19 protein-coding genes are annotated in these 21,129 nt (G+C 70.6%); 10 read left to right on the plus strand and 9 right to left on the minus strand.

Annotated features, from left to right (window positions below; all coding sequences use genetic code 11):
- Positions 1-4 precede the first annotated feature (4 nt).
- The 5 genes from SM757_RS24640 to SM757_RS24660 are packed head-to-tail and all read left to right on the plus strand — an operon-like array spanning position 5 to position 5,399.
- Positions 5-1,792: a hydantoinase B/oxoprolinase family protein gene (locus tag SM757_RS24640; protein WP_322467442.1), complete on the plus strand. Its 1,788-nt coding sequence runs from the start codon at positions 5-7 to the stop codon at positions 1,790-1,792.
- A gap of 8 nt (positions 1,793-1,800) precedes the next feature.
- The gene (locus SM757_RS24645; protein ID WP_322467426.1) at positions 1,801-2,169 is read left to right on the plus strand and encodes a hypothetical protein; all 369 of its coding nucleotides are present in this window, start codon (positions 1,801-1,803) and stop codon (positions 2,167-2,169) included.
- Between the two features lie 5 nt (positions 2,170-2,174).
- A complete protein-coding gene (locus tag SM757_RS24650; RefSeq protein WP_322467427.1) occupies positions 2,175-3,266 on the plus strand; it encodes a CobW family GTP-binding protein in 1,092 nt (363 codons plus the stop codon).
- Positions 3,267-3,300: 34 nt separating this feature from the next.
- Positions 3,301-4,272, plus strand: a complete 972-nt coding sequence (locus SM757_RS24655; RefSeq protein ID WP_322467428.1) for a Bug family tripartite tricarboxylate transporter substrate binding protein — start codon at positions 3,301-3,303, stop codon at positions 4,270-4,272.
- Between the two features lie 14 nt (positions 4,273-4,286).
- Positions 4,287-5,399 (plus strand): porin, encoded by a 1,113-nt coding sequence (locus tag SM757_RS24660; protein WP_322467429.1) that lies wholly within the window; start codon positions 4,287-4,289, stop codon positions 5,397-5,399.
- Between the two features lie 30 nt (positions 5,400-5,429).
- Here SM757_RS24660 and SM757_RS24665 read toward each other — a convergent pair whose 3' ends face one another.
- The 7 genes from SM757_RS24665 to SM757_RS24695 form a co-directional block, all read right to left on the minus strand.
- Complete coding sequence (locus tag SM757_RS24665; RefSeq protein ID WP_066333262.1) at positions 5,430-5,636, minus strand: DUF3079 domain-containing protein; 207 nt, start codon at positions 5,634-5,636, stop codon at positions 5,430-5,432.
- Between the two features lie 83 nt (positions 5,637-5,719).
- Positions 5,720-7,396 (minus strand): response regulator, encoded by a 1,677-nt coding sequence (locus SM757_RS24670; RefSeq protein WP_066333172.1) that lies wholly within the window; start codon positions 7,394-7,396, stop codon positions 5,720-5,722.
- Positions 7,393-9,150, minus strand: a complete 1,758-nt coding sequence (locus SM757_RS24675) for an ATP-binding response regulator (RefSeq protein ID WP_322467430.1) — start codon at positions 9,148-9,150, stop codon at positions 7,393-7,395. The genes SM757_RS24670 and SM757_RS24675 overlap by 4 nt, the downstream gene beginning before the upstream one ends.
- Complete coding sequence (locus SM757_RS24680) at positions 9,147-10,157, minus strand: SpoIIE family protein phosphatase (protein ID WP_066333166.1); 1,011 nt, start codon at positions 10,155-10,157, stop codon at positions 9,147-9,149. The genes SM757_RS24675 and SM757_RS24680 overlap by 4 nt, the downstream gene beginning before the upstream one ends.
- A gap of 61 nt (positions 10,158-10,218) precedes the next feature.
- Complete coding sequence (locus SM757_RS24685; RefSeq protein ID WP_084267248.1) at positions 10,219-10,617, minus strand: ATP-binding protein; 399 nt, start codon at positions 10,615-10,617, stop codon at positions 10,219-10,221.
- Positions 10,601-11,002 carry an STAS domain-containing protein gene (locus tag SM757_RS24690; protein WP_066333160.1) on the minus strand — a complete coding sequence of 134 codons (402 nt, stop codon included), beginning with the start codon at positions 11,000-11,002 and terminating at the stop codon, positions 10,601-10,603. The genes SM757_RS24685 and SM757_RS24690 overlap by 17 nt, the downstream gene beginning before the upstream one ends.
- A 4-nt stretch (positions 11,003-11,006) precedes the next feature.
- Positions 11,007-11,900, minus strand: a complete 894-nt coding sequence (locus SM757_RS24695) for an STAS domain-containing protein (protein WP_066333155.1) — start codon at positions 11,898-11,900, stop codon at positions 11,007-11,009.
- Between the two features lie 193 nt (positions 11,901-12,093).
- Between SM757_RS24695 and SM757_RS24700 the strand changes: the two genes are divergently transcribed.
- The 5 genes from SM757_RS24700 to SM757_RS24720 all read left to right on the plus strand — a co-directional run bounded on the left by SM757_RS24700 (position 12,094) and on the right by SM757_RS24720 (position 17,780).
- Entirely contained in the window at positions 12,094-12,825 is a 732-nt protein-coding gene (locus SM757_RS24700) for a DUF2076 domain-containing protein (protein ID WP_322467431.1), read from the plus strand.
- Between the two features lie 85 nt (positions 12,826-12,910).
- Positions 12,911-13,570, plus strand: coding sequence for a response regulator transcription factor (locus SM757_RS24705; RefSeq protein ID WP_066333150.1), 660 nt, complete (start codon positions 12,911-12,913; stop codon positions 13,568-13,570).
- Positions 13,571-13,584: 14 nt separating this feature from the next.
- Complete coding sequence (locus tag SM757_RS24710; protein ID WP_322467432.1) at positions 13,585-14,919, plus strand: ATP-binding protein; 1,335 nt, start codon at positions 13,585-13,587, stop codon at positions 14,917-14,919.
- A 144-nt stretch (positions 14,920-15,063) separates the two neighbouring features.
- Positions 15,064-16,143 (plus strand): transferrin-binding protein-like solute binding protein, encoded by a 1,080-nt coding sequence (locus SM757_RS24715; protein WP_322467433.1) that lies wholly within the window; start codon positions 15,064-15,066, stop codon positions 16,141-16,143.
- Between the two features lie 107 nt (positions 16,144-16,250).
- Positions 16,251-17,780, plus strand: a complete 1,530-nt coding sequence (locus SM757_RS24720; RefSeq protein ID WP_322467434.1) for a DegQ family serine endoprotease — start codon at positions 16,251-16,253, stop codon at positions 17,778-17,780.
- Positions 17,781-17,884: 104 nt separating this feature from the next.
- Here the strand turns inward: SM757_RS24720 and SM757_RS24725 are convergent, their stop codons facing one another.
- The gene (locus SM757_RS24725) at positions 17,885-19,288 is read right to left on the minus strand and encodes a sigma-54-dependent transcriptional regulator (RefSeq protein ID WP_322467435.1); all 1,404 of its coding nucleotides are present in this window, start codon (positions 19,286-19,288) and stop codon (positions 17,885-17,887) included.
- Positions 19,270-20,697, minus strand: coding sequence for a sensor histidine kinase (locus SM757_RS24730; RefSeq protein WP_322467436.1), 1,428 nt, complete (start codon positions 20,695-20,697; stop codon positions 19,270-19,272). The genes SM757_RS24725 and SM757_RS24730 overlap by 19 nt, the downstream gene beginning before the upstream one ends.
- Positions 20,698-21,129 lie beyond the last annotated feature (432 nt).

The following is a 21,129-nucleotide window of genomic DNA, read 5'->3' on the forward strand; positions in this document are numbered from 1 at the left end:
CACCATGGCCACCACCGCCGCCGCGACCGTCGATCCGGTCACCGTCGAGATCATCCGCAACGGCCTCTACGCCGTGACGGAGGAGATGAAGACCAACCTGACCCGCACGGCCTACAACCTCATCATCTACGAGGCCCTGGACTTCACGGTGGGCCTGTTCACCCGCGAGGGCGACACCGTCTCCATCGGCCTGGGCCTGCCCATGTTCATCCGCGGCATGTCGGAGACCGTCAAGGCCAAGATCCGCCACTTCGGCTACGACAACATCAAGCCCGGCGACATCCTGGTCACCAACGACGCCTACACCACCGGCAGCCACCTGAACCACTTCACGTTCACCATGCCGGTGTTCCATGAAGGCAAGCTGGAGGGCTTCACCTGCTGCATGGCGCACTGGCTGGACGTGGGCGGCACGCTGGGCAACGTGACCACCGACATCTTCAGCGAGGGGATACAAATCCCCATCATGAAGTACCAGCGCGAGGGCGTGGTCAACCAGGACCTCATCGACATCATCGCGATGAACGTGCGCCTGGCCGAGCGTGCCCTGGGCGACCTGCGCGCGCAGATCACCGCCATCACCACCGGCGAGCGCCGCTACGTGGAGCTGCTGCAGCGCTACGGCGCGGATGCCGTCAACGGCTCGATCCGCCAGATCATGGACGCCTCCGAGGCGCTGGCACGCAAGAACACGCTGTCCATTCCCGACGGCACCTACGAGGCCGAGTCCTTCATGGACGACGACGGCCTGGACATCGGCAAGCGCATCCCCATCCGCGTGAAGGTCACCGTCCAGGGCGACGAGATGACGGTGGACCTCTCCGACGTGAGCAAGCAGGTGCGCGGCTTCTACAACTCGGGCTTCACGACCGGCATCGCCTGCGCGCAGGTGGCCTACAAGTGCCTGACCACGCCGACCGATTACCCGGTCAACGACGGCTCGTTCCGGCCGCTGAAGGTGGTCATGCCCATGGGCACCGTCATCAGCGCCGAGCGCCCCTACCCGATGCGGGTGTGGATGACCTTCCCGATGACGGTGATCGACACCATCTTCAAGGCGCTGGCACCCGCCATCCCCGGCCGCTCCATCGCCGGCCACCACGCCGACCTGGTGTTCCCCAACATCCACGGCATCTCGCCGGAGGACGGGCGCCTGTTCATCGTGGGCATCGGGCCTCTTGGCGGCGGCTGGGGTGCGAAGTCCAAGGAGGACGGCGTGTCGGTGACGGTGTGCATCAACGACGGCGACACCCACAACAGCCCCACCGAGCAGCTCGAAGCCAAGTACCCGGTGCTGGTGGAAAAGTACGAGATCCGCAAGGACAGCGGCGGCGCGGGCCAGTACCGCGGCGGCCTGGGCGCGGAGATGGTGGTGCAGGCGCTCTCGCCCTTCACCGTCACCACCCGCATCGACCGCGTGCACTGCAAGCCCTGGGGCCTGGAAGGCGGCGGCGACGCCATGGGCAACGGCCTGGCCGTGCGCCACAAGGGCGAGTGGAAGACCGACCACCCCAACGCCAAGATCTTCAACGTGCGCCTGGAGCGCGGCGACGCCTACAAGATGCTCTCGGGCGGCGGCGGCGGCTTCGGCAATCCGCTGGATCGCGAGCTCGACCAAGTGGCCGAGGACGTGCGCGAAGGCTACGTGAGCGAACAGGTGGCGCGCGAGGTCTACAAGGTGGTCCTCGATCCCAAGGGCAAGGTGGATGCCGACGCAACGCTCGCGCTGCGCAAGGCAGGCCCTGCCGGCGCCGGCGGCGCCGCCGACGACCTCGCCTGGGCCGGCCAGTGAGCACCGCCGTGGCCGACGACCTCGCGCACCGGGCCGACGCGCTGCTGGACCTCTGGAGCCGGCTCTCGGCCCACCACGTGGTGCTGGGCTCGGGCTGCGCCTGCGGCGTGGGCGGCGTGAGCCTGCGGCTGGAGGACTTCGAGCTCGACATCGTCGGCTACCTGGAGGACGCCGGCCTGCGCTGCGACGTGGCGGCGGTGGTCGCCTTCTTCCAGGCGCTGCAGGCGGCGCCGCAACCCGCGCAGCCGCTGCTGGCCCTGCTGCACGACATGCAGCAGGAGCGGCTGCCCGGCGAGGTGGCGGCCTGGCTGCTGCCGCGGCTGGAGCGCACGCTGCGCTCCTTTGCCGAGTTGCACGGCCCAAAGGGCCAGGGCTGAAGGCAATGAGCGGGCATTTCACTTCGCTGCTGGCCGCCGCGGCCCACGAGGAGAGCGGCGAGCGCGTGCCCGTCACGGTGCTCACCGGCTTCCTGGGCAGCGGCAAGACCACGCTGCTCAACCGGCTGCTCAAGCTGCCGGACCTGCAGGGCACGGCCGTCATCGTCAACGAGTTCGGCACGGTGGGCATCGACCAGGACCTGATCGCCCAGGCCAGCGACGACACCATCCTGCTGCCCAACGGCTGCCTGTGCTGCGCCCTGCGCGGCGACCTGGTCGAGGCGCTGACGCGTCTTTCCGAGCAGGACGAGATCGCGGGTGCACCGCTGCGGCAGGTGCTGATCGAGACCAGCGGCCTGGCCGACCCGGGCCCCATCCTGCGCACGCTCATGGGCGACCCCGCCGTGCGGCCGCGCTTCGCCGTGGCCGGCGTGGCCTGCACGGTGGATGCGGTGCTCGGCATGGGCACGCTGGACGCGCATCCCGAATCGGTGCAGCAGGTGGCGGTGGCCGATGCGCTGCTGCTGACCAAGCTGGACCTGCTCGACGGTCCGCCCGCGCCGGCGCTGCTGGAGCGGCTGCAGTCCCTCAACGCCAACGCCACCCTGCACCTTGACCGCGAACGGCTGCCCGTGGCCCTGCGCGACCTGATGCAACGCCAGGACGCCTTGTCGGCCGCTGCGGCGCAGGCGGATGCGCGGGCCGAGACGCCGTTCTACAGGCCTGTCAACCCGGCCATCCCGACTGACCAGGCGCCGCGGCACCGCGACGGCATTGCGTCGTTCGTGCTGGTGCGCGACGAACCACTGCCGCGCGAGGCCTTCTTCGCCTGGATGGACCTGATCGTGGCCAGCCGCGGTGAGGACCTACTGCGCGTCAAGGGCCTCGTGCACCTGGCGGAGCAGCCCGAGCAACCGCTCGTGATCCACGGCGTGCAGCACCTGTTCCATCCGCCCATGTCGCTGCCGGCCTGGCCCGGCACCGACCGGCGCACGCGCATCGTGTTCATCACGCGTGGCCTGGATGCCGAGGCGCTGGGGCAGACGCTGGACGTGCTCGTGCGGCGCCACATGAGGAGCCGGCGCTCCGCACCCTGATTCCTAAAACCCCCAACAACCCGTAGGAGACAAGATGAGGCTGCAGAGTTTTCTCGCGGCAGGACTGGCCCTGCTCGTCGCGCCGGCCTGGGCCGAGGCACAGAAGTTCCCGGAGAGCGGCAAGACCATCCGCGTGGTCGTGCCCTTTGCCGCCGGTGGCGGCGTGGACAACGCGGCGCGCCTGCTCGGCGAGCAGTTGCGCAAGCAATTGGGCGTGACGGTGATCGTGGACAACCGCGCCGGGGCCAACGGCACCGTGGGCGGCAAGGCGGTGCAGATCGCACCGGCCGACGGCTACACGCTGCTGTTCTCGGCCTCCACGCACGTGCTGGCCAAGCAGGTGATGAGCAATGCGCCCTATGACCCGCAAACCGACTTCGCGCCGGTGGCCCGCGTGGGCGAAGCGCCGCTGATGCTGGTGATCTCGCCGCAACTGCCGCAGGACAAGCTCGGCGACGTGCTGGCCGCCGCGAGACAGCAGCCCGAGAAGTGGATGGCAGCCATTCCCGCCGCCGGCGCGGCCAGCCACCTGGCCACGCTGCTGCTGGCCAAGCAGGGCAACGTCAAGTTCACCTACGTGCCCTACAAGGGCACGCAGCCGGCATTGGCCGACGTGGCCGGCGGCCACGTCAACCTGCAGTTCGACTCGATGATCTCGCTGCTGCCGCTGGCCAAGGCGGGCAAGGTCAAGCCGATTGCCATCAGCTCGATCAAACGCAGCGAGCTCGCGCCCGCCGTGCCCACGGTGCAGGAAGCCGGCGTGCCCAACTTCAACGTCGTCACCTGGTACGGCGTCTGGGCCCCGAAGGACACGCCCACCGAGCGCGTCGCCGCGCTTCATGCCGCGATCAACACCGCGGTGGGCGAGCTCGGCAAGTCCGGCGCCTTCGCCAAGCTCGGGGTCGAGCCCGTGTCCGAAAGCATCGAGCAGTTCAAGCGCTACATCGCCAGCGACGTGGCGCAAAGCGCCGAGTTGCTCAAGGGAGCGGGCTTCAAGCCTGAATAAAGGAGACAAGGGACATGTTCAAGCAAACCATTTGGGCCGCGGGCCTGGGCGCGGCCTGCGTGGCCGCCATCGCGCAGTCGTCGGTCACCCTAGGCGGCACCATGGATGTGGGCGTGCGCCATGTGAAGAACGGGTCGCTGGGCTCCAACACCTCGGAAATCAGCGGCAACAACACGACCAGCAAGCTCATCATTCGCGGCAACGAAGAGTTGGGCAACGGCCTGAGCGCCGGCTTTTACCTCGACGCCACCATCCTGGGTGACACCGGCCAGGCCGGCGCCGCCACGCCCGCCGGCCAACTGTGGGACCGGCGCTCCACGGTGAGCGTCGCGAGCAAGACCCTGGGCGAGCTGCGCCTGGGCCGCGACTGGGTGCCGACGCACCTGGTGTGGACCAGCATGGACCCGTTCTCCACGCTGGGCATTGCCGGGGCCAACAGCTTCCGCAACTTCGCGGCCTCGCGGGCGCTGGGCCAGGCTTTTGGCGCCTTGCCCGACGCTCAGCAGGCCAACCCGACACTGCGGGTGAGCAATGCGATCGAGTATTTCCTGCCCAGTGGGCTGGGGGGCTTCTACGGCCAGTTGGTCGTCACGCTCGACGAGCGCGGCACCACGGCGGCGGGCTCCACCAAGGGCCGCGGCTTTCGCCTCGGCTGGGCCGGCAAGGGCCTGGACGTGGGCGCGGCCCAGTTCACGACCAGCAACGCCACCGGCGGCGAGAACTTCAAGGACCAGGTCTACGGCGCGGGCTACGACTTTGGCTTCGCGCGGCTGAGCCTGGCCCAGCGGCGCTGGGTGTTTGGGCCGGACCGCAGCGTCAACACGCTGCTGGCGGCGCAGATTCCTGCCGGCCCGGGCTTCGTCAAGCTGACCTACCTGCGCCTGGACCAAAAGGGCGCCACCGCCGCCCAAAGCGCCAACGACGCGCACCTGATAGGCGCGGGCTACGTCTACAACCTGTCCAAGCGCACGGCGCTGTATGCGCACGCCTCGCGCATCTCCAATGATGGCGCGGCGAGCTTCGCCGTGGCGGGTGGCCCGGCCGTCAGCGGCAACCCCGCGGCGGCCAACTACTTCGGTGGGCAGCGCTCCACGGCCTACGAGCTGGGCCTGCGCCACGACTTCTGACGCGGCTGCGTGGGCGGCTCAGGGGGTGGCTCAGGAGGCAGGCGCTGCCGTTTGGGCGTCGGCCTCTTCCTGGGCGTCCAGCCCCCAGGTTGCCCAATCCTCGCCAAACAGCTCAGCCGGGTGCGGCGAGCGCACGGAGCCGTTGCCGCAAGCCATGGCGTCGGACGGGCAGTACTTGTCGCAGCCCCAGCACACGCGGTGCGGGTTGGCGGGCGCTATCGGGAATTTCTTGGCCATGTCGGCATTGAAGCCCCCAGCCGCCCAGCCCGCCTTGAAGTAGTTCAAGCGCGGGCATACAAGCACCGGGCCGCGCAACGCCTTCAGTCTCCTGCCGCGCCGGCGCTGTCGTCCAGGCAGCGCCGCACCTCCGCGTACAGCCCCTCGCTCTGGAAGGGTTTGCGCAGCAGCCGCACGCCGGGCACGGCCGTCCACAGCAGCTCGCGCTCGGCGTGGCCGCTCACGAAGACGATGGGCAGCTCCGGCTGCAGCGCGCGCAGCCGCCGCGCGACCTCTATGCCGCTCATGCCGGGCAGCCCAAGGTCCAGCAGCACCACTTGCGGATTGAAATCCGCGTAGGCCGTGAGCGCCGCGCCGCCCTCGGCCGCACTCAGCACCTCGTAGCCGTTGCCGCGCAGCAGCTCGGCCATGGTGCGGCGGATGTCGGGCTCGTCGTCCACCACCAGGATTCGCTCGCCCCGCCCGGCCAGGTTCAGCGGCATCTCCCGCTCGGCCAACGCGCCCAACGCCGCCCCGCTGCCCGCGGCCAGCCACAGCGACACCTGCGTGCCCTGCCCCGGCTCGCTGGCAAGGCGCGCCCCGCCGCGCGACAGCCGCGCCACGTTGGCCACCTGCGCCAGCCCAAGGCCCGTACCCCGCCCAACGGGCTTGGTGGTGAAGAACGGGTCGAAGGCCTTGGCCAGCACCTCCGCGGGCATGCCCACACCGGTGTCGGCCACCGTGATGACGACGTAGGCGCCGGCCGGGAGATCGCCATCGGCCTCGCCCAGCTCGCGCGCGCGGGCGTCGATGTGGATGCTGCCGCCCGCGGGCATCGCGTCCTTGGCGTTGAGCACCAGGTTCAGCAGCGCCAGCTCCAACTGGTTGGCATCGGTCACGGCAACCAGCTCGCCACCCTCCTGCACGGCGATGTCCAGCGCGATGGCGCTCTCCACCGCCTGCCTGAGCCAGTCGCGCATGCCCAGCAGCAGCGTGCGCACGTCGGTGGGGCCGGTCACGAGGTCGTTGCTGCGCGAAAACGCCAGCAGCCGCAGCGTGAGCTGCTTGCCGCGCTCGGCGGCGGCCAGCGCCTTGTCCAGCAGCGCGCTGATCTTGGCGTCGCCCGCCATGCGCTGCACCAGGTGGATGTAGCCCACCATGGACGCCAGGATGTTGTTGAAGTCGTGCGCCATGGTGCCGGTGAGCTGGCCAATGGCTTCCATCTTCTGCGACTGCACCAGCACGGCCTCGGCGCGTTCGCGCTGCGCGATCTGCTCCAGCAGCCGCACGTTGGCCTGGTGCAGCGCGCGGGTGCGCTCCTCGATGCGGCGCTCCAGCGTCTCGTTGAGCTGGCGCGTGCTGCTTTCGGCGTCATGCAGCCGCAGCAGCGCCCGCACGGCCGCGACCAGCTCGTCCGGGTCTATGGGCTGTATCAGGTAGGAGTCGGCACCGCCTTCCAGGCCCCGCGCGCGGTCCGCGGCGCTGGTGAAGGTGGCCGAGGTCTGCAGCACCATGGTCGTCGGCCAGCGCTGCTTGATCTGGCGGCACACCTCGATGCCGTCGATGTCCGGCAGCCTCACGTCCAGCAGCACCAGCGCCGGGCGCCGTGCCTCCATCTGCGCCAGCGCGTCGCGGCCGCTGACGGCGTCGGCCACGTCAAAGCCCGCATGGCGCAGGCTGCGGCTCTTGGCGTAGCGCGCGGCCTCGGTGTCGTCGACGTTGAGGATGGTGGCCCGTGCGTTGCCGCCCACGGAGGCGGCAGGGCTGCTGTTGGCGGTCATGCGGTCCTCCTGCCTTGACTGACGATGTCCTGGATGAGCGTGGTCAGCCCTTCGCGCGAGACATCGTGCTTGGGAACGATGGCATAGGCCGCGGCCAGCGCGCGCTTCTGGTCCAGCGACAGCGACTGCGAAGTGCACACCACCACCGGCGTGGCGCGCAAGTGCTCGTCGCCGGCCAGGGCTTGCAGCACGCCGAAGCCGTCCAGCCTGGGCATGTGAAGGTCCAGGATCACCAAGTCGGGGCGGCTGTCGCGCACCAGTTGCAGCCCCACCTCACCGTCGCCCGCCTCCAGCACGCGCAGCCCCGCGTCCTGCGCGATGTGGCGGATGACGTACCGGAATGCTTCTTCGTCATCGATCACCACCAGCTGCGCAGCATCCGGCGTGCCCTGCCCCTGCGAAGAGGTGGCGGCAAACTGCCCGTAGCGCACGGGCAGGAACAGCTCGAAGGTGGAGCCCGCGCCCACGGCGCTCTCCAGCAGCGTCACGTCCCCGCCCATGAGCTGCGCCAGGCGGCGCGACAGCGGCAGCCCCAAGCCCGTGCCGCCGCGCTGCAGCACGCCCTCGACCTGCTTGAACTCCTCGAACACGTACTGCTGGTGCTGCGGCGCGATGCCTATGCCCGTGTCCCGCACCGTGAACACCATGCGCGCGGCCGTGGCGTCGTGCCGCACGGCCACGCGCACCTGGCCCTGCTGCGTGAATTTCAGGGCGTTGGAGATCAGGTTGCGCAGCACCTGCGCGACCTTGGCCTCGTCGGCATGCAGCACCGGCAGGCCGGCCGGGTCGTCGAAAAACAGGTCCACCGCCGGGTTGACCAGCAGCGGCTTGAGCGAGCCGCGCAGCCCGGCAAACAGCGCGTCCACGGTGAAGTCGGCGGCGCGGATGTCGAGCTTGCCGGCCTCGACCTTGGCCAGGTCCAGCAGGTCGTTGACCATGTCCAGCAGCCCCTGGGCCGAGCGGCGGATGTACTCCACCTGGCGCTGCTGCTCGCTGTTGAGCTCGCCGTCCACGCCGTCCGTCAGCAGCCTTGAGAGCGCCAGGATGGAGTTCAGCGGCGTGCGGAACTCGTGGCTCATGTGCGAGAGAAAGCGCGACTTCATGTCGCTGGCGCTGCGCAACTGCTCGGCCTTCTGGTCCAGCTCCGAATACAGCGCCACCACGCCGCGGTTGGTTTCCTCCAGCTCGCGGTTGAGGCGCTGCGTCTCGACCTGGCGCTCCTGCAGGTCCGTGAGGCTCTCGATCAGCTCCTGGTTCTGCTCGTGCAGCACCACCAGCGGGTCCGCGCGCGCGCCGCCCAGGCCCGCGCCTATGGACTGCAGCGCCGCCGCCGTGAGCCGCGCCCCGGCTGCGCGCGGAATGCGCTGCCACAGCCGCACCGTGGTGCCCGCGGGCGTGGACTCGATCTCGAAGCGATCCACCAGCCGCCGCGCGCTGGGCAACCCCGTGCCGCGGCCCGGGGCGAAGCTGCGTGCACCGGAGAGCAGCGCCTCCAGGTCGTCGATGCCGCGGCCCTGGTCCGACACCGTCACGCACAGGTGCTGCGGCTGCGCCGGGGCGTCCACGGCGAACTCCACCTCGCCGCCGCCGGCGTGGGCGAAGGCGTTGCGCGCGATCTCGGAGACGGCGGTGGCGATGCGCGTCTGCGCCTGGCGGTCCAGCCCGAGCCGCTCGGCCACGCGGTGCGCTCCCTGGCGCGCCAGCACCACGTCGGCGGCGGCGGCCACGGACAGCCGCGCCAGCGTTCGGTTCATGGCAGGGCTCCCTTCACGACGGGCATGCGCGCCAGCACCGCCGTCGCGTCGTCGCGCCCGCGCGCGAAGTCGCGGTAGAGCACGGCGGCTCCCAGCAGCGGGTGCATGCGGGCCAGGCCGGGGTAGGCGTCCAGCGACCAGCCGCTGGACAGGCCGTCCGAATGCATGACCAGCACGCCGCCCGGCGCGCAGGGGTAATCAAACGCCTGGATTTTTCGCGCGTTGTGTCCGGCCGTGCCGTTGTGCGAGACCATGCGCCGCGCAGCGCCCCCGGGGACGACGACGCTGGCGGCGATGTTGCCCAGCCCGGCGAAGGCCACCGTGCCGCTGGCCGGGTCCATGCGCGCCACGGCCACGGCACCGCCGCGCGTGTGGCGCAGCGCCTGGTGCACGGCCTGGATGATCTGCGCGGGCGGCTCGTGGCGGCTGCGCTGGAACTGCGCCACGGCCTCGTTGGCGGCAACGGCCGCCTCGGTGCCGTGGCCCAGGCCATCGACCATGAAAACGATGCGGCAGCCGTCGGCCGCATCGTGCGCGGCCCAGGCGTCGCCGCAGGCCTGCTCACCGGGCTTGGCGATGCACACGCCGCCCACGGCATCCTCCTGCCGCGGCTCGCAGGCGCTTTCCCCCTTGCGCGAAAGGCAGGCCATCACCACCGTGCCCTTGGCCGGCCAGGAGGCGACGTGAAATGCCTGGGCCAGGCGGCGCACGGCACCCAGGCCGTTGCCGGCGGTGCCGGCGGAGGAATAGCCGTCGGCCAGGCAGCGCGGCACGTCGGCCATGCCCGGGCCCTTGTCCAGGGCCAGGAGGTCGATGTGGTCGCTGCCGCAGCCCACCAGCAGCCGCCCGCCGCCGCCGTGCTTGATGAGGTTGGTGCCCAGCTCCGTGGCGACGATGGCCAGTTGCCCGGCACGCACCTCGTCGAAACCCAGCGCCGCGCCGGCGGCCACGGCACGCCGGCGCGCCTCGGCCACCGCGCTGGAGTCGTTGACCATCACTTCGAACATGCAATCCGCCTATTGCGCTTGTTGCGCCTTTTGCGCCTTGCGCGCCTTTGTACGCGTCGGCTTACTTGAAGCGCGCGATGGTCACGCGCGTGCCCTGGCCGGGCGTGGATTCGATGGCGAACTCGCTGGACAGCCGCTTGGCCCCGCCCAGCCCCAGCCCCAGGCCGCCGCCGGTGGTGAACCCGTCGCGCAGCGCGGCGTTGATGTCGGGGATGCCCTGGCCCTGGTCCTCGAAGCACAGCCGCACGCCGCGCCGCGGGACCGTGACGAGCTCCACGCTCACCGCGCCGCCGCCGCCGTAGTCCAGCGTGTTGCGCGCGAGCTCGCTGGCGGCGGTGACGATCTTGGTCTGGTCCACCAGGCTCAGCCCCGCCTCCACGGCGAGCGCGCGCACGCGCTGGCGCACCCTCACCACGTCCTCGGAGCTTCGGATGTCGAGGCGGTCAGTCACTGCCGTCATCATCTTCGTCGCCGGCACCGCGCCAGGCGTGGCGGGCGGACGTGGCGATCAGCGCCAGCCCCTTGTCCACGTTGAGCGCGGTCTTCACGCCGTGCAGGGACAGGCCCAGCTCCACCAGCGTGATGGCCACGGCCGGGCGCATGCCCACCACCACCGTGTCCGCATCCAGGATGCGCGACACCGAGGCGATGTTGTCCAGCATGCGGCCCATGAAGCTGTCCACGATCTCCAGCGCCGAGATGTCTATGAGCACGCCGCGCGCGCCCACGGCGACGATGCGCTGGGTGAGGTCCTCCTCCAGCGCGGAGGCCAGCTCGTCGTGCATGTCCACCTGGATGGTGACCAGCAGCACGTTGCCGAGCTTCAGTATTGGAATGCGCTCCATGGGCTCAGCCCTGGTGGGCATTGAAGCCGGCCGGGACGTCCGCCGCGCGCCGCTTGGCCACCGTGCGGCCCTGGCGCGAGAGCGCCAGCGCGAAGGCGTCGGCCAGCGTGGCCTTGGACACCACGTCCAGCTCCACGCCCAGGTGCACCATGGTCTGCGCGATCTGCGGCCGTATGCCGCTGATGATGCAGTCGGCCCCCATGAGCCGCGCCGCGGCCACCGTCTTGAGCAGGTGCTGCGCGGTGAGCGTGTCCACCGTGGGCACGCCGGTGATGTCGATGATGGCGATGCCCGCGCTTTGCTGGACGATGGACTCCAGCAGGTTCTCCATCACCACCTGCGTGCGCTGGCTGTCCAGCGTGCCGATGAGCGGCAGCGCCAGGATGCCGTCCCACAGCTTGATCACGGGCGTGGAGAGCTCGGCGATCTCCTGCTGCTGGCGCACGATCAGCTCCTCGCGCGTCTTCTGGTAGCCCTCCATGGTGTAGAGGCCCAGCTTGTCCAGCAGCAGCCCCAGGCTCCAATTGGCCTGCAGCGTGGCCTGCGCGTCGGCGCCGCCGTGGCGCGTGAACACGTCGAACAGCGGCTGCTTGAGCGAGAAGATGAAGAGGGTGGTCTCGCGCGGGGAAAAGCCCTGCGTGGCCCGCGAGGCCGAGATGTCGGCCAGCAGGTCGCGCACCGCGGCGAAGGCGGAAGAGTCGATGTCGTGTGTGCCGCCGCTCAACGCATCGCGCAGCAACCGCAGGAACTGGCTGCATTGCGTCTGCAACTCACCTTCGCGTATGCGGCCGCTTTGCAACGCCCCGTCCTCCTTGAGCTGCTGCAGCCACTGCTGCAGCACCTCGGCTTCGTGGGCATTGAGCAGTTGTGTGGTGACCTGCGTGCCGGCCTGTGCCATGAGTGAACCTCTCCTCTAGGGTTATCAAGGACATGATAGGGGGATTGGCGTCCCTCCCAAGGGGGATTGCATGCGTTGGAGACACACCGGGATTCAGCAGGGCCTAAGGGTTGCTCCCTAAATTGGACCACGCTGACGCCTTGCCGCCGCACCGGCGGCGCCTCCGGCGCAATCACCACCAGGAGACCTTTTCATGAATGCAGAGGAAAAACTTCGCGTCGCGCGTCTGGTCACGCGGCTGGCCCGCCAGGCCGAGGCGCCGCAGGACGAGGACGCCGCCCTGGAGCTGGCTGCGCTGCTGAAGGTGCGCCCCGACGCGCCCTACCTGCTGATGCAGCGCACCCTCATGCTGGAGCTCGCGCTGGAACGCGCCCAGGCCGAGCTGGAACAACTGCGCCAGGCCCGCTCACAAGCGCAGGACCCAGCCCAGCCGCACAACCCCTACCAGGCCAGTGCGGGCTACGAGCCCTCGCAGCCCGTGCCTTCCGCGGTCCAGGCGTCGCAGCGCCCGTCCGCGGCGCCATCCGGCGGCTGGCAGCCCGGGGTGAATACCGGGCCGACTCTGGGCAATCTCCCGGGTTACGGCCAGGGCGTATCCACCAGCGCCGCACCTTCTGCCGCGGGCGGTTTCCTGCGCAACGCCGCGGCCGTGGGTGCCGGCGTGTTGGGCGGCAGCCTGCTCTTTCACGGGCTGGACTCGCTGTTCCACAGCCACGGTGGCGGCCAGGCCTCCAACGGCCTGCTGGACCAGGGCGGCAGCGCAGGGCTGCTGTCCGGCGACATGCAGGCGCCGCTGGACGCCATCAGCGGCAACGACTTCCTGGACCCGGCCAACGATCCGCTCGCCAGCGGCGGCTCCCTGCTCGGCGGCGACATGCTGGGCGACGGGGGCGAATTCGATGACGGCGGCGACGACTGGGCCTGAGGCCCGCCGGGCACACTTGCGGCCGTGGTTTGCTCAAGCGCTCAGGCGCTGATGCGTTGATTCGCTGAACGGAGACCTTGTAGAGATGCGCCTGCTGCTGGTGGAAGACGACACGATGATCGGCGAGGCCGTGCTGGACCTGCTGCGCGCCGAGCACTACGCCGTGGACTGGGTCAAGGACGGCGAGATGGCCGAAACGGCGCTGCGCACCCAAACCTACGACCTGGTGCTGCTGGACCTGGGCCTGCCGCGGCGCGACGGCCTGGAGGTGCTGCGCGGCATGCGCGCCCGCAAGGACCGCACGCCCGTCCTGATCACCACCGCGCGCGACGCCGTGGCCCAGCGCATCGAGGGCCTGGATGCGGGCGCCGACGACTACCTGCTCAAGCCCTACGACCTCGACGAGATGCTCGCGCGCATACGTGCCCTGCTGCGCCGCGCCGCGGGCCGCGCCGAGCCCGTGTACGAGCACCTGGGCGTGGCGCTCGACCCGGCCACGCGCGAGGCCACGGTGGGCGGGCAGCCGGTGGTGCTGTCCGCGCGCGAATGGGCCGTGCTGGAGCCGCTGATCGCGCGTCCGGGCATGGTGCTGTCGCGCACGCAACTGGAGGAAAAGCTCTACGGCTGGAAGGACGGCGTGAGCTCCAACGCCGTGGAGGTCTACATCCACGGCCTGCGCAAGAAGCTGGGCGCGGAGCTCATCCTGAACGTGCGCGGCCTGGGCTACATGGTGCCCAAGGCGTGAAGGAGGCTGCGGCCATGCGGGCGTCTTCCTTGCAGCATTCCCTGCGCACGCGGCTGCTGGGGCTGCTGCTGGTGGCCATCGTGGTGTCGGCACTGGCGCAGGGCGTGGTGGCCTACGGCACGGCGCGCGCCGAGGCCGACCAGATCTTCGACTACCACATGCAGCAAACGGCCCTGGCGCTGCGCCCGGGGCTGACCGCGCGCGGCGCGCTGCCGCCGGACGTGGATGTGGACGAGGCCGAGAACTTCGAGTTCATGGTGCAGGTGTGGACGGCCGACGGGCTGCGCGTCTTCCAGTCCGCCCGCCGCGCCGCGCTGCCGCAGCGCGCCGTGCTGGGATTTTCCGACGTAAAGGCGCAGGGCACGATCTACCGCGTCTTCTCGCTGCAGACGCGCTCGCAGGTGGTGCAGGTGGCGCAGGACATGGCCGTGCGCCGCGAGATGGCGCGCAACCTGGCACTGCGCACCGTGGCGCCCATCGTGGTGCTGGCGCCGCTGCTCATGCTGGTGGCTTGGGCCGTGGTCAGCAGCTCGCTGGCGCCCGTGCAGCGCGTGCGCCGCCAGGTGGCCGCGCGTCAGGCCGACGACTTGAGCGAGGTCGGCGCGCATGATTTGCCCGACGAAATTCGTCCCCTGGTCAACGAGCTGAACTTGCTGTTTGCGCGCGTGCGGCAGGCTTTCGAGGCGCAGAAGAGCTTCGTGGCCGACGCGGCGCACGAGCTGCGCTCGCCGCTGGCCGCGCTCAAGCTGCAGGTGCAGGGCCTGCAGCGCGCGGGCGACGACGCCGCGCGCGAGCGCGCCGCGCAGCGGCTGAACGCCGGCATAGACCGCGCCACGCGGCTGGTGGAGCAGCTTCTGGTGCTGGCCCGCCACCAGGCCGGAGCGGCTGCCGTGCCGGCGCAGCCCGTGGCGCTGGCCGAAGTGGCGCGCATGGCCGTGGCCGACGCCATGCCCGCCGCGCAGGCACGCGGCATGGATTTGGGCGTGCCCCAGGCCGACGCGGGCGAGGTGGACGGCCACGCCGAGGCGCTGCGCATCCTCATGCGCAACCTGCTGGACAACGCGCTGAAGTACTCGCCCGAAGGCGGCACGGTGGACCTCACGGTGCGCCGCGAGGGCGCGTCGCTGCTGCTGGCCGTGGAGGACAGCGGCCCGGGCATTGCCGAGGAGGAGCGCGAGCGCGTGCTCGACCGCTTTCACCGCGTGCCCGGCACCGAGGCGCCGGGCAGCGGCCTGGGGCTGGCCATCGTCAAGGCGATTGCCGAGCTGCATGGGGCGGCGCTGCGGCTTGGGCAGTCGCAGCGGCTGGGCGGCCTGAAAGTGGAAGTGCGTTTCGCCGCACGCGGCTAGGTCCCGCTGCCGCCGGGCGGATGGGTAGGCAGGCGGCCTTATGCCGCCGTGGACGTCAAACACGGCTCGGATCGCCGTGAGGCACCCCTAAAATGCAACCTTTTGTGACAAAGTGATTGTCAAAATAAAGGCAAGGGGGACCCCATGAAAGATCAAGCTCAGCGCCTGTGCCTAGCCGGCATGCTGGGAGCCGGGATGTTGGGCCTCACGGCCTGCGGCGGCGGTGGCGATGCTTCTGAACCCACCGCAGCAGCCACCGGGTCGCCGGCAATGCGGGAACAGGCCCAGGCGGCAGCGCCGGTGTATGCCGCCATTTCCACCCTCAAGGGAACGGCGCTGCCCGGCCTGGTAAGCATGGTTTATTCCGGGCCTGAGACGGTGGGCAGCGATGGCATCGCCAAGACGGTGCCGGCCACCGTCATGACGCCTGGCATCAGCGTCAACGGGCTGGGCGGCACGGTGGTGCACCGGGCGGGATTCCTGATCAAGAACGCGACCAGTCCCATCAACGGGGTCGCCTTGAACGCGCCCATGACGTATCCCGTCGCCACGAAGTCCAAGCACACCTTCGCTGGCGTATCCGTCACTCGCCACTACAGCTTCGATCCCGTCATCGACCAGAACCTCGGCGTCACCAGTTCCCGCTGGATCGTGAGCCACGACCTGTCGTCCATAGGCGCCAAGTATTCGAGCTTCACGCTCTGGTCCTACCACGGCGCCCGTTTGTCCGGCGGCTACTTCTCGGGGCGCCCGGTGATCTGGGGCGGCTTTGCATGGGGCAGTGCCACGCTGGGCACCGACCTGCCCGCCAGCGGCTCCAAGCAGTACGGCGGCCTGGCCGGCATGTACTGGTTGACCCCCAACTGGAATTACTTCGACGCACCGTATGGCACGGCCAAGGCGGTGTTCGATGCTGCCAAACGGACGGTCACCGTCACGGTGCAGCCCAAGGAGTTCGGTGCACTCAGCGCCCGCCTGCACCCGTTGCAGGAAGAGAACGGCGCGTTTTGGGCCGACGCGCCGGGCTGGCTCACGGCGGCCGTGCAATGCAAGGCATCGGTGAACCGCGCCGACGGCAGCTTCTCGTGCAGCGATCCCGCGCAAGGCGTGGAAGTGGCGGGCCGCTTTTACGGACCGGGCGCCACCGAAATCGCCGGCACTTTCCGCCGCTCGCTCAACGGCTACTACCCGCTCATCGGCGGCTTCACGGCCAAGCTCAAGTAGCGCAAGCGGCGTCCGGCGCGCCGGGGCAGGTGCTTAAGTGCCATCTAAGCGCCTTGCCCCACATTGGTTGCATGTCAAACGACAAACCTGTTCGAGGAGTGCGATCCATGAGCACCGTTTCCCTCTCCCCTGCCCGGCTGACGCTGTCGCTGCTGGCGGCCGGCGTGATCGGCGGCGCCGGCGCCACCTTCATCAGCAGCCACCACGCGGGCGCGGCCATCCCCGCCAACACCGCTTCCACCGCGGCCGTGGCCGCCGCGCCCATCGCGCCCGTCGCCGGCGCGCCGGACTTCTCGCAGATCGCCGAGCGCCACGGCGCCGCCGTCGTCAACATCACCGTCACCGGCATGCGCTCGGCCAGCAACGACGAGGACGAGGACCAGGCCGCCGCGCCGCAGGGCGCCATGCCCCCGGGCATGAGCCCGAACGATCCCTTCTACGAGTTTTTCCGCCGCTTCGGCCCGCCGGGCTTCGCCGCGCCCAACCCGCGCGCCCAGCAGCAGCCCATGCGCGGTCAGGGCTCCGGTTTCATCGTCAGCGCCGACGGCGTCATCCTCACCAACGCCCACGTCGTCCACGGCGCCAAGGAAGTGACGGTCAAGCTCACCGACCGGCGCGAGTTCCAGGCCAAGGTGCTGGGCGAGGACCCCAAGACCGACGTCGCCGTCATCAGGATCAACGCCAAGGATCTGCCCGTCGTCCCGCTGGGCAGCACGCGCGAGCTGCGCCCGGGTGAATGGGTGGCGGCCATGGGCTCGCCCTTCGGCTTCGAGAACAGCGTCACCGTGGGCGTGGTCAGCGCCAAGGGCCGCTCGCTGCCGGACGACGGCTACGTGCCCTTCATCCAGACCGACGTGGCCATCAACCCCGGCAACTCCGGCGGGCCCCTCTTCAACGCGCGCGGCGAGGTGGTGGGCATCAACTCGCAGATCTACAGCCGCTCCGGCGGCTACATGGGCCTGTCCTTCGCCATCCCCATAGAGCTGGCCACCAAGGTCAAGGAGCAGATCGTGGCCACCGGCAAGGCCAGCCACGCGCGCTTGGGCGTGGCGATCCAGGAGGTCAACCAGAGCCTGGCCGACTCCTTCAAGCTCGACCGCCCCGAAGGCGCCCTGGTGGCCAGCGTGGACCCCGGCGGCCCAGCCGACAAGGCGGGGCTGCAGGTGGGCGACGTCATCCGCAAGGTGGACGGCCAGGCCATCGTCTCCTCCGGCGACCTGCCCGCCGTCATCGGCCAGTCCCGCCCGGGCGAGAAGGTGGCGCTGGAGGTGTGGCGCCACGGCAAGCGCGAGGAGATCAGCGCCAAGCTCGGCGACGCCGCCGAGAAGCCGGCCAAGGTGGCCGAGGCCGAACAGGCCGCCCCCGGCCAGCAGGCGAAATTGGGCCTGGCGCTGCGCCCGCTGCAGCCGCAGGAGCTGCGCGGCAGCGGCGTCACCAACGGGCTGGTGGTGGAGCAGTCCTCCGGCCCGTCGGCGCGCGCCGGCGTGCAGCCCGGCGACGTGCTGGTGGCCATCAACGGCACGCCGGTCAAGAGCGTGGAGCAGGTGCGCGAGGCCGTGGCCAAGTCCGACAAGTCGGTGGCGCTGCTCATACAGCGCGGCGACAGCCGCATCTTCGTGCCCGTGCGCATAGGCTGATCCTTCCCCCGCCGCCACCTTCCAGGGCGGCGGCACTTTGAGGCCGGCGGTTTCGCCGGCCTTTTTTTGTGGGCGGACGGCTGCGCCTGGGGCCTGCAGCTTCCTCACGCCGCCGTCTCCCGCCCCTGCAGCCGCTCCAGCCGGTAGCGCAGCGTGTCGCGCGAGATGCCCAGCAGCCGCGCCGCGGCGCTGACGTTGTGGGCGCTGCGCTGCATCGCCTGCTCGATGAGGTGGCGCTCCATGCGCTCCAGGTTCAGCTCCTCGTCCGCCAGCCCCAGGCCCGCGGACATCCCCGCCGACAGCGAAGGCGCCAGCGCCTGCGGCGCCAGGTGCAGCAGCGCGGGCGTGACGGCCGTGTCCTGCGCCACCAGCACGGCCTGCTCCATGGCGTTGCGCAGCTCGCGCACGTTGCCCGGCCAGGTGTGGCGGCGCAGCGCGGCCTCGGCCTCGGCCGTCAGCGCCAGGCCCGGCTTGCGGTAGCGCGCCCCGTGCAGCGCCAGGAAATGGCGCGCCAGCTGCACGATGTCCTCGCCGCGCTCGCGCAGCGGCGGCACGCGCAGCTCCACGATGCGCAACCTGAAGTACAGGTCCGCCCGGAAGCGCCCCTCGCGCACCATGTCCTCCAGCGGCCGGTTGGTGGCGCTGATCACGCGCGCCGTCACCGGCGTGTCGCGCAGGCCACCCAGGCGGCGCATGCGGCGGTCCTCCAGCAGCTTCAACAGCTTCACCTGCGTGGACAGCTCGGCCTCGCCGATCTCGTCCAGGAACACGCTGCCGTCCCCGGCCGTCTCCAGCAGCCCCACCTTGCGCTGGCGCGCGTCGGTGAAGGCGCCGCGCTCGTAGCCGAACAGCTCCGCCTCCACCAGTTGCGGCGGCAAGGCCCCGCAGTTCAGCTCCACGAAGGGTTTACTTCTGCGCGGCCCGTCGAAGTGCAGGGCGCGGGCGACCAATTCCTTCCCGGTGCCCGTCTCGCCGACCACCAGCACGGCGGGCAGCTCGCCGTCCTGCAGCCTTGATTCGGCCTCCAGCAGCGTGCGCAGCGTCTGCTTCATCGCGCGCATGGGCGGGGAGTCGCCCACGATCTTGTCCAGCCCGCTGTCGCGCGCCTCGCGGGCGCGGTAGTAGTCGACGGCCTGCTCCAGCCGGTCCTGCCGCGTGAGCCGCTCCAGCAGCAGCTTCACCTCGCCCAGCACCAGCGGCTTCGTCAGGAAATCCGCCGCGCCGGCCTTCATGGCTTCCACCGCCAGCTCCAGGCTGCCGTGGCCCGTCATCATCACCACGTGCATGCCCGCGTCCGCGGCGCGCAGGCGCTTGAGCGCCTCCAGCCCGCTCATGCCGGGCAGGTTGTGGTCCAGCAGGACGACGCCGGGCTTGAAGTCCTCCAGCAGGGCGAAACCTTCCAGCGCCGAGCCGGCCACGCGCACCTCGCAGCCCGCGCGCTGCAGGTAGACGCTCAGGTTGCGCGCGAGCGCCGTTTCGTCCTCGATGATCAGGATGGCCTGCGCCATGGCGTTTCTCCTTGCACGGTGTCCGCGCGCCGCAGCCGCATGCGTGCCCGCGTGCAGCCGGGACGGCTGTCGATGTCCACGTCGCCGCCCAGGCGCTGCAGCGCGCGCTTGACCAGCGCCAGCCCCATGCCCAGGCCGCGAGGCTTGCTGGTGTGGAAGGGTTTGAACACGTCCACCAGCCGCTGGGCCTCTATGCCGGGGCCGCTGTCGGTGACCTCGACCACGACGTGATCGCCCTCGGTACAGGCGCGCAGCACCACGCGGTCGCCCGCGGCGGTGGCCTCCAGCGCATTGGCCAGCAGCGAGTTGACGAGCTGCACCAGCACCACGGCCTCGCCGTGCACCGGCGGCAGCGCGGCGCCGGCCTCGAAGGTGAACTGCTTGCCCTGCGCGCTGAAGCTCGGAGCGAAGCGCTCGGCCGCCTCGCGCAGCGCCGGCGCCACCTCGGCCGTGCCCTGCACCTCGCCGGGCTGGCGGGTGTAGCTCAGCAGCGTGCGCACCAAGTGCTCGATGCGGTCCACGTGCGCCACGGTCTCGCGCGCGATCTCGCCCGGCGCCTCCGCGCCCAATTCCACCTGCAGCTCCGCGCCGGAGCGTATGGAGGCCAGCGGGTTGCGGATGCTGTGCGCCACGGAGGCGGCAATCTCCCCCACCAGCGCCAGCGCCTCGGCCTCCACCATGCGCGCGCGCTGCTGCTGCATGAGGCGGCTGGCGCGGCGCACCAGCCCCAGCGTGGACAGGTACAGCACCACGCCGCCGGCAATGGCGCTGGCCCACACCATGAGCGCGCTGCTGCGCAGCACGGCGTTGAGGCTGCTGGGCAGCCGGTACAGCTCCACCACGCCGATGGGCGGGCCCGCGTCCATGGCGCTGGGGTAGACGGGCAGGTAGTTCTCCACGAAATGGGTCTGCGTGCGCGCCAGCCGCTCGTGCTCGGCCTTGCCCACGGGCTGGTCGCCGGAAACTTGGCCGCGGTGGACGACGGTGTGGCCCTGCAGCGCCTCCTCCAGCTCGTCGTTGTGCTCGAAGCGCCGGCCGATGAGCGCCGGGTCGCTGGACCACAGCACCCGCGCATCCGGCCCCCAGACGTTGGCGCGCAGCACGTCAGGCATGGCAGCGATGTGGCCGAAGAACTCCTCGAAGCCCGCGCGCGAGCCCGACGCCTCGCCGCGCTCGAAATAGTCCTGCACGCCCTGCGTGTCCACGATGCTCTGGACGAGCTGGCGGCTGAGCTCGGCGTCGTGGCGCAGCAACTGGCTCTCGATGTAGCGCGCCAGCAGCGCGGCCTGCGCCACGCTCACCAGCGCCACCGCGATGAAGCTCACCAGCGAGAAGCGGTGCAGCAGGTTGAGCCGGCCGGCCAGCTGCAACGGCGCCCAAAGGGCCGCGAGAAATGCGGGAGCTGTCATGGCGGCATTACACCTTGCGCGGCCGGGCCTGCGCCGCGAGCGCGTCCACTTCGCCAGCCCGGCGCCACCGGCCCATGCCCAGACCTCCTTGCACAAGTTGCCTGCGTCGGCCCGCGCCCAAGCGGCGTGCTGCCGTCTGCGGCACAGACGCATGGCGGCTTGCTGGAGGCGTGCCAGCGGCCGGCGCCCATGAAATCAAGGCCTTGGCGGCGCAGTGCTGCGGCGGCTGGGTGAATTGACCCACCGGGGCCGCGAGTTTTGCCCCGGCGGCCCAAGGGCCTGCACGCCATGGCGCCGCGCTTTCCGGTGGGAGTTGGCGGTGCGTGCGGATTCCTGCGCCGTGCCCGCCCGGGCATGCGCCTGGCCGGTGCTAGCCTCCCGCGGTCCTGGCGCATGGGCTGCCGCGCGCAGGACCTGCACGAGGAGCCTGGC

It is taken from the genome of Azohydromonas lata, assembly GCF_034427735.1.
GTDB classification, from domain to species: Bacteria; Pseudomonadota; Gammaproteobacteria; order Burkholderiales; family Burkholderiaceae_C; genus Azohydromonas; species Azohydromonas lata.